Annotated in this window: 10 protein-coding genes; 8 read left to right on the top strand and 2 right to left on the bottom strand. The window is 43.2% G+C overall.

The annotated features are described in order from the left end of the window. The first annotated feature begins 79 nt into the window (after nt 1–79). Nucleotides 80–532, top strand: coding sequence for an outer membrane protein (locus R7D93_RS24750; RefSeq protein ID WP_318129535.1), 453 nt, complete (start codon nt 80–82; stop codon nt 530–532). Nucleotides 533–580: 48 nt separating this feature from the next. Here the strand turns inward: R7D93_RS24750 and R7D93_RS24755 are convergent, their stop codons facing one another. Then, nucleotides 581–1,411 (bottom strand): DNA adenine methylase, encoded by an 831-nt coding sequence (locus tag R7D93_RS24755; RefSeq protein WP_079324522.1) that lies wholly within the window; start codon nt 1,409–1,411, stop codon nt 581–583. A gap of 112 nt (nt 1,412–1,523) precedes the next feature. Continuing rightward, nucleotides 1,524–1,952 (bottom strand): hypothetical protein, encoded by a 429-nt coding sequence (locus R7D93_RS24760; protein WP_318129534.1) that lies wholly within the window; start codon nt 1,950–1,952, stop codon nt 1,524–1,526. A gap of 271 nt (nt 1,953–2,223) precedes the next feature. Here R7D93_RS24760 and R7D93_RS24765 point away from each other — a divergent pair, with 271 nt between their 5' ends. The 7 genes from R7D93_RS24765 to R7D93_RS24795 all read left to right on the top strand — a co-directional run. Beyond that, nucleotides 2,224–2,613, top strand: coding sequence for a DUF2170 family protein (locus R7D93_RS24765; RefSeq protein ID WP_017190658.1), 390 nt, complete (start codon nt 2,224–2,226; stop codon nt 2,611–2,613). Between the two features lie 9 nt (nt 2,614–2,622). Then, complete coding sequence (locus R7D93_RS24770) at nt 2,623–3,315, top strand: PspA/IM30 family protein (RefSeq protein ID WP_017190659.1); 693 nt, start codon at nt 2,623–2,625, stop codon at nt 3,313–3,315. A gap of 70 nt (nt 3,316–3,385) precedes the next feature. Next, nucleotides 3,386–4,075, top strand: coding sequence for a YjfK family protein (locus R7D93_RS24775; RefSeq protein ID WP_079324520.1), 690 nt, complete (start codon nt 3,386–3,388; stop codon nt 4,073–4,075). Further along, entirely contained in the window at nt 4,076–4,513 is a 438-nt protein-coding gene (locus R7D93_RS24780; RefSeq protein WP_017190661.1) for a DUF350 domain-containing protein, read from the top strand. Between the two features lie 11 nt (nt 4,514–4,524). Further along, the gene (locus tag R7D93_RS24785; protein WP_017190662.1) at nt 4,525–5,469 is read left to right on the top strand and encodes a DUF1190 domain-containing protein; all 945 of its coding nucleotides are present in this window, start codon (nt 4,525–4,527) and stop codon (nt 5,467–5,469) included. 138 nt (nt 5,470–5,607) lie between these two features. Further along, nucleotides 5,608–6,777, top strand: coding sequence for a glutathionylspermidine synthase family protein (locus R7D93_RS24790; protein ID WP_276404791.1), 1,170 nt, complete (start codon nt 5,608–5,610; stop codon nt 6,775–6,777). Between the two features lie 146 nt (nt 6,778–6,923). After that, the coding region (locus R7D93_RS24795; protein ID WP_206926118.1) for a DUF4158 domain-containing protein at nt 6,924–8,050 on the top strand (1,127 nt) is incomplete at its 3' end.

Here is an 8,050-nt window from a genome sequence, read left to right on the forward strand (position 1 = left end):
GGCAAAGATACGCAGCATGAGCTGGGTCAACCACTTAAGAAATGAGCTTATGTGTCCAACCAGCGGGGTCCACTTCTAACTGTCTGATAATTGGGGTGTGGTTGGTGATGCTTCTTTCTATGATGTTGACGGTAATTTAACTGAAAACGGGAAAAAACTAGAGACAGATTATGATGGCTGGATGGCAAGTATTGGTCCAAGTTACTACATCAACGAACGTTTAAGCGTATTTGCTACGATCGGTATCGCTCAACTAACTGGTGCGAACTATACATACGGCGACCCGTACACGGTAAAAATGTTCAATCCTGAGATACATCAACTAGTTGATGTCACTACACGCGACAAAGAAAATTTGAACACCACAGCTAACAAAAACGTTGTAGTTGGTTTGGGTATTAATTATGCGCTTGGTGACTACTATGTAATCAATGCGGCTTATAAACGATTTTCAACTGATATTACTATGTCTAGTGGCAATAACACGCAAGCTGTGGACGTATTTGAAGTCGGATTTGGCTTCCGCTTCTAAATCAATCGCATAAATAAGCAGGGTAGTCCCTGCTTATTTATTGTGTCTCTATACTCGGCACCGTTCAATCAAGTCTACCAACTGAGAGAATTTTCTGTTCTTTCCAAAACCTTTAAAAGCTATCATCTCAGGTGCAGCCTGACGTCCATTTCCGTTCCGACTGATACTTCTTCTTACATCCGTCCTGTAGATACTGAATCCCCTTGCTTTATATAATTTTGCCAGCTCTAGGTTAAGGCTGTTGCAAGCTATCATCGGCATACTGTGGTCTGCTAGCCAGTCAGCCACTTGTATTTGATGTTTGAATGTGAATCCTTTACCTGAATAGTTTGCAAATGTTCCAGCATAAGGTGGATCTGCCAGTAAAAAATCCACACCATTTAGGTTCAGATCTTGGAAACTACCATTTGTAAACCTCCAATTTTTAGTAACCTCTTGGAACTGGGTAAAACCAGATGGTGTCGCAAGTTCATCATATTTACCATAGGGAACGTTGAAGCCTCCTTTTTGATTGAACCTCATTAGCCCGTTAAAGCAATGATAGCTCAGGTACCACATTGCCCCTGCCGCAAACTCTGAATCTGCTTGATTACTGACAATTAGCTGATTGAATCGCTCACGAACGCCTAAATAGAATGCTTTATCGAGATGCCAATCATCTTTATTGGGGACGAACCCTTTTTGTGCATGCTGGTAAAGATTAATGAGCGGAGAAATGAGGTCGTTAGCAAGGACTCGTTCAAACTCATTGTTAAGGGAAAATGATAGGCCGCCACAGAATGGCTCTGCAACAAATCGTGGCTCCAACTCAGAAATCAATTTTTTTGAACGAGTCGCAAGCCATGATTTGCCGCCAGGATATTTTAGTATGCTTTTCATTTACGCTCCCATTTGATAGGGAGGTAGTATAAAACAAAATGTATCTGTACTTAACCTGTTTGGAGTTTGAAAATGCTCGAGTTTTTAATGTGGTGCACAAACCGAGAAAGGTTTAGAAGTGAGTTTGGGATAAAATATCCTGCGCTGCTTGCTCGATGACACTCAATGTTTTTTTATCGACCAATAACCTTGTTGCGGCAACAAATGCAGCCGTTAATGCTGGTGGCCGGCTATGCATTTCACGGTTGATAAGCACTGTATTTCTCTTAATCTCAGCTAGTCGCCTAACTACCAACTCTCTTTCATCAGCTAGAAATGCCAGCTTATCTTTCATTCTTCTTATCGCAGCCTGACGACTTTCGCCTTTGAGAACCACTTCACCTGGTTCGCTCGATAATCTTGATAACCGACTTGAAACCGACCTTTTTGTTGAGTCAATTTCATTCAGCAGAGAAAGCAATTTCTCTTTGTCATAGCCAGCCAAACAGAATTCGCTTTCAAACTGGGGATTTAACTTCTTACGCATTGAAATTTTTGCCACTGAGAAACATGATTTTCAGCGTAAGGATAACACATAGAGAGTTATCAAAAGATAACGATTATCACTTTAAACTAAAAAATCTGACCTTGTAGTATTTATATGGTTGCGGAAAATTAAAAACCACATAAATTAGTTTTCGACAGCGCAAGAATGAAAAATAAAAGCTAAACGCTTTTTATTGATTCGAGTGTAAGCAGGTGGTATTTTTATACCAAATAACCGTATGTGACGGATTTTACAGTCTTATGCATACCTATTCTGGAGAAATGTTTTGGATCTTAATGTAGTAACAAAAGCACTTCTTGAATCTGACGAAGGATTCAATGTAACTCAATCGGATGAAAGCCTGATCATCACAAACGATGTAGGTATTAATGCAGTACTCGTAGTTCAGGGGTCACAGATCATCGTTGAATCCTTGCTGTTCCAAGCAGACGCAGTAGCTGACCAAGCTGCGCTGGACGATTACATCTTAAAAACACATAAGTTAGTCCCACTTACAGCAGTCGGTAAATCAGAAGTAGAAGGCCAGTTTTATTACTCCGCTTTCGGCGCTCTATCTTCTGAGTCAAAAGTTGAAAGTGTTGTTCTTGAGGTCGAAGAGCTTTTCCGCAATGTTGCAGAACTGCTTGAAGGCTACTCTGAATTTCTCATTAAGTAAGGACTCCATATGTCACTAAGTAAATTGTTCCGCATCTTCACTGGTAATGTAAACAAGGCAGCTGAGAGCGTGATTGATGCTAACGCAATCACCATTCTTGAGCAGGAGCAGCGTGAATCGAAAGAAGCTGTTCGCAAAGCAGAAGATTCACTAGTAACTATCGTTGCTAAACGCAAATTATCTGAGGGCAAAGTAACTGGTTTTGATAAAGCGATTTCTGAGTACACAGATAAAGCTATTAAAGCGAATGAAGCTGGCCATGAAGATTTAGCGCTGGAATGTGCACAGAAAGTTGCAGACTTGAATGAAGAAAAAGCACTTGAAGAAGCGCAACTTAAGGCATTCAAAGAAGCAGAAGAAAAGCACAAGTCAAATATCGCGGTAGCTCGCAAAAATATTACAAGCATCGATCGTCAGATTGACCTTGTTAAAGCTACTGACAGCGTTCAAAAGGCACAAGCTGCAACTCAAGCTAGTGTTGTAGGTGCTTCATCTAAAACAAGTACGGCACTGGATTCGTTAAACCGAATTAAAGCTAAGCAGGCCGAGCAGTCAGCAAAACTAGAAGCCCAACAAGAGCTAAGTGATGCTGAAACTACTACAGATCTAGATCAGAAGCTTAAAGCTGCAGGTATTGGTGGCGGTACAACTGCCAAAGACCAGTTGGCAGCGATCCTAAACAAGAGCAAATCAGCCGAATAATTCAGGCGCGAAACTCTATAACACGAGCCCGCTTTCATGCGGGTTCATTTTTTCAGAATAAGGGACTTTTATGTTGAAAAAAGTTTGTTTAGCGCTGAGAGCTGTTTTTGGCAAGAAAAAGCCAGTTGAACAACCAAAACCCGTAACTCCAGAAATTTGCGGCTTTCGTCTTGGTGGCGCGTTTGAAATTGACAGCCTGATGTTACGACTTGCTGAACCGAAGTTGACCATCGAAGGTGCTGCAACATCGCAAATCATTGAAGCGGTCGGTGTAATCGATATGGGTGCTGGTACTCGCATAGTTCGGTACTACACAGATGATGAAGGGTATATCCAAGTGCTAATCAATGGCGATGATGACTCCGGTATTATGGAAATCAGCCTTTGGTATTTCTATGACTCTCGACCAATTGACGGGCAACAAGCGTGGGACAACCTACTTAACAATGAAATTGTTAAAGATGAATACGACTTGGAAGGTACTACGTTTGCCCCGTATTGGGAGAACGAAAAACCCGTTTGTCTGACAGAGAAAGTTTACAACAAAAATGGATTTGTCAAAGAACTGGACTCTTTCAACATGCTCTATTCACGCAATTTGCAAGACGACAAAACAGAAGACCTTCTATTACCACACGATAAAACAGAAGAACTTCTTGTCGCATGTGAAGAACGAATCGCAAATAACACCCCGGACCGATTACTTTCTCGTGTTACAGGGATTCAACTAAATATTTCTGACTTTAAAGTGGTGGCATAAATGATCGAACTAGCAAACGAAAGTGCAGCGGCAACAGCATTTATGAATGGGATTACTTCATTCATCGGTTACTTCGCATTGTCCTTGGTATTCTTGATTGGATTCAAATTCATTTACATGGCCATGACACCATACAACGAATGGAAGCTGATTAAAGAAGATAAAAACGTATCTGCTGCGATCGCGCTCGGCGGCGCAATTGTTGGTTATGCAATCGCTATCTCAAGCGCAGCTTCTCACTCTGTGGGGATTACTGATTATGCACTATGGGGCGCTGTAGCTCTAGTCGCCCAGGTTGCCGGTTTTGTGGGAGTTAGAGCCATTATGATGCCGAAGATCGTGCAAAGAATTGAAGAAAATGAAACTCCTGCAGCCGTGCTATTGGCTTCTGTTTCTATCGCTGTTGGCCTTCTTAACGCCGCTTGTCTGACATACTAGTCGAGGTAGCTATGACTGAATTAAAACGTCGAATGCGTAGCCGCATTAAACTAGAAGGTAAACGCAAAACATTTCGTCACTTTGCATTAGCGCCGCTGGCACTGGCAACACTTGCTGGTTGTCAACCAGACAGCCCACTTCGCATTAAGGTGTATGAAGACGTTGATGCTTGTAAAGCTGATGGTAAAGCAGAGCTTGGTACTCAATGCGATGCAGCATACAAAATTGCGCAACGTGAAGCCGACAGAACTACTGAGAAGTTCCGTAAACAGGCCGAATGTGAACTTGAGTATGGTGTCTGTGAAGCGATGCCAGCTGGATTAGGCTATCGTCCTAAGCTTGACGCATTTATGGTTGCGCCAGTTAAGCCCGAGCATTACGACAACTACGACATCTCTCGACAATATGGTGATTTGTTTGTGCAGCCATTGTTTACGTCGACATCTTCATACTCGGATAAATACGGAAAATTGTTCTTTGCAGATGGAATGAAAGTTGGTGATGCAAACAACATAAGCCATTTGAATTTCACTATGACCGACAGGTATCTGCACCCGTTACCAACAGTTCGGTTACGCAACGAGGATGACGGTTTTTACACTGGTAACTCTGGCGGTAACAATAAATCAAACTATGGCTCCAGTATCGGTCAGGGGATTGGTCAAGGAACGGGAAGTAGCGTAGCAAACACAATTGCGAATGCATATATCGCTGGCCGCGTAATTGATGCTCTTGATGACTCAAGCGAACGACGTCACAAAGAGCGCATGTATAACGCAGCCCGAGACGCTGAAAAGAAACAGCAAGCAATGAGTGGCGCAGGTTACAAGACAAGTTCGAGTTCAACTACTTCCAGTGGATTTAAGTCTGACTACAAAGCAAAACCAGTAGTGAAGACTTCCTCTCGTGGTGGTTGGGGTTCTTCTGTCAGCTCTCGTAGTAGCTGGGGTGGATAAACAACTCTCTTACATCATCCAAGCCGGTGGTTCATCACCGGCTTTTTAGTAACTGAGTAAGTGCTCTTGCCGATTATTTAAGGGGTGAGATGCTACTAGAACATTTACTTAGGCACTAACAAAGACATAGAGGTCTAAATGCTACAGATACCTACACAACCACGTCATGATTGGAAGAAGACAGCGCAAGAGTTCAATTTCGGCTTCCATACTTTCGACGACGAGCCATATTGGACAGAGGACCGCTACTTCCAATTCACTCTAACTCAGATAGAACGCGACATCGAGCAACCGACAGAAGAAATTCATCAAATGAGCTTGAATGCGATCGCCAAGGTTATTGAAAGCGATGAACTGATGGCAAAGTTTCAAATACCTGAATCTATGTGGGGCTTGGTTCGTGAATCTTGGAAACGCCGTGACCCGAGTTTATATAGTCGTATCGATTTGGCATATGACGGGAAGAACCCGGCAAAGCTCCTAGAACTAAACAGTGACACGCCGACAAGTCTCTACGAACTGGCATTTTTCTCTTGGCTGTGGCTTGAAGAAAAGGTTAATCGCGGCGAATTGCCACAAAATGCCGACCAGTTCAACCTGTTGGAAGATTTGCTTGTAAGACGTTTTATCGAGTTAAAGCCAACACTGGCATTTAATACGATGCACTTCGCATGCTGTAAGGACACCATCGAAGATCGCGGTACGGTACAATATCTTCAAGACTGTGCCAAAGAAGCCGGCATCCACAGTGAATTTGTGTATGTAGAAGATATTGGCATTTCGGAAGATGGAAAATACTTTACGGATGCCAATAGCAAACCGATCGATACGCTTTTTAAACTATATCCTTGGGAGTACATGTTACGCGAGGAATATAGCCAGCATCTAGAAACAGCAGAGATCAATTGGATGGAACCATTGTGGAAGTCCATCAGTTCCAATAAAGCAATTTTGCCACTGTTATGGGAGATGTACCCAGGCCACCCGAATTTGCTTGAAGCTTATTTTGAAAATGACCCACGAGTAGCGAGTATGGACCATTACGTCGTGAAGCCAATTTTTTCACGTGAGGGTGCGAACATCTCGATCGTAAAAGATGGCGAAGTGGTTGAATTTGTAGATGGCCCTTATGGTAGCGAAGGGAAAATTGTACAGGCTTACACACCATTGCCAACATTTGGCGAAAACCATGTACTGATCGGAAGTTGGTTAGTGAATGGTACTGCGGCAGGAATTGGAATTCGAGAAGATGAAGGGAAAATAACCAAAGATTCTAGCCGATTTATCCCGCATATCATTTTAGGGTGATATGTAATGGGGTTCTAGGGATTTTCCCCTCTAAAGTAACATAGAACGCTACAGGTATTATATTATATGGTCTGTGGCGGTGGGTTACCTTCCAATATTCTGCCATCTTATATAAACACCATCAATCATATTGGCGTTTATTCATCATGGCAATTAGTAATGAACTCTCGATTCTGACTCAGGCAGAACAACGAGACTTGTATTCAGCACCTCAGTTTTCTATTGAGGAACAACGTTTGTATTTTTCGCTAAACGATGTAGAACAGGCCGAATGCCGTACTATCAGGCTTACTAAACATCGTTGTTATTTCGTGGCGCTTCTGGGCTATTTTAAATCTAAGCCAGTGATCATTGCTCCGAGTTTCCGTGATATCAGTATCGACATGCAGTTTATTGCCTCCCAAATTCAAAGAGGTAAAGGGATCAGGCCTTTCAGTGTCAGTAAAATGCAGCGTGACCGTATTTACTCAAGGATACTGCGTCTACTAAATTACAATAAGTGGAATGAAAAACAGCACCTCAATGCTCTGTGCCACCACCTGGTTTACATTGGTCATGCCTGGCTGGAGCCTCGACACCTCTTTGATGCGGCCATTGAATACCTTGCCAGCCATAACATTGCCATTCCTAAGTACTCCGTGCTTCAAAGACTGATAAGCCGCACAATGCAACAGGTCAGAAAAGACCTGACGCTCCAACTGAATCAACTTACCAGTAATGAACTTAACGTCTTTCTGGACAACATAATCACTACTAAAGACGACGGGCTGAGTCTGAGCCATCTCAGGGGTGGTGCCAAAAGTCTGACCGTGCCTGAGCTTAAAAAAGAGCTCGCCATTTACCACCGGTTAGCACCATGGCACACGCAAATAAATGACGTTGTGGACAGGCTCAATCTGTCGCTAAAAAATCGACAACACTTCAGCGGCCTTATTGATTACTACGGCAGTAAAGTGCGGCGCTTCAAACGCTCACAGCAGCACCTGTGGTTACTGTGTCATCTGACAGAGCGCATGCAACTTGCACTGGAGCGCCTGACGGATGGGTTTGTTTACCATATCCGAAAACAACAGGAAGCCGCCAACGCCTTTGCACAACAAGCAGTGTTCCTGTCCTGGCAGTCAGCTGCGGACAATGTCACGAAAGCGGCAGAGCTACTTCACCTGTTTGTTGACGAGAATATTGATGACAATCAGCCCTTCTCAGTAGTCAGACAACAGGCATTGAAGGTCATGAATGACAGGGATATCCAGACCCTCTGCCTTTACCTGAA

The sequence above is a fragment of the Vibrio sp. YT-15 genome (genome assembly GCF_033337445.1).
In the GTDB taxonomy this organism is placed as follows: domain Bacteria; phylum Pseudomonadota; class Gammaproteobacteria; order Enterobacterales; family Vibrionaceae; genus Vibrio; species Vibrio alginolyticus.

What these genes read in the sequence shown, in the direction of transcription:
- R7D93_RS24790 (WP_276404791.1), top strand. Translation starts at nt 5,608, where the DNA reads ATGCTACAGATACCTACACAACCACGTCATGATTGGAAGAAGACAGCG.
- R7D93_RS24755 (WP_079324522.1), bottom strand. Translation starts at nt 1,411, where the DNA reads ATGAAAAGCATACTAAAATATCCTGGCGGCAAATCATGGCTTGCGACT.
- R7D93_RS24775 (WP_079324520.1), top strand. Translation starts at nt 3,386, where the DNA reads ATGTTGAAAAAAGTTTGTTTAGCGCTGAGAGCTGTTTTTGGCAAGAAA.
- R7D93_RS24770 (WP_017190659.1), top strand. Translation starts at nt 2,623, where the DNA reads ATGTCACTAAGTAAATTGTTCCGCATCTTCACTGGTAATGTAAACAAG.
- R7D93_RS24780 (WP_017190661.1), top strand. Translation starts at nt 4,076, where the DNA reads ATGATCGAACTAGCAAACGAAAGTGCAGCGGCAACAGCATTTATGAAT.
- R7D93_RS24785 (WP_017190662.1), top strand. Translation starts at nt 4,525, where the DNA reads ATGACTGAATTAAAACGTCGAATGCGTAGCCGCATTAAACTAGAAGGT.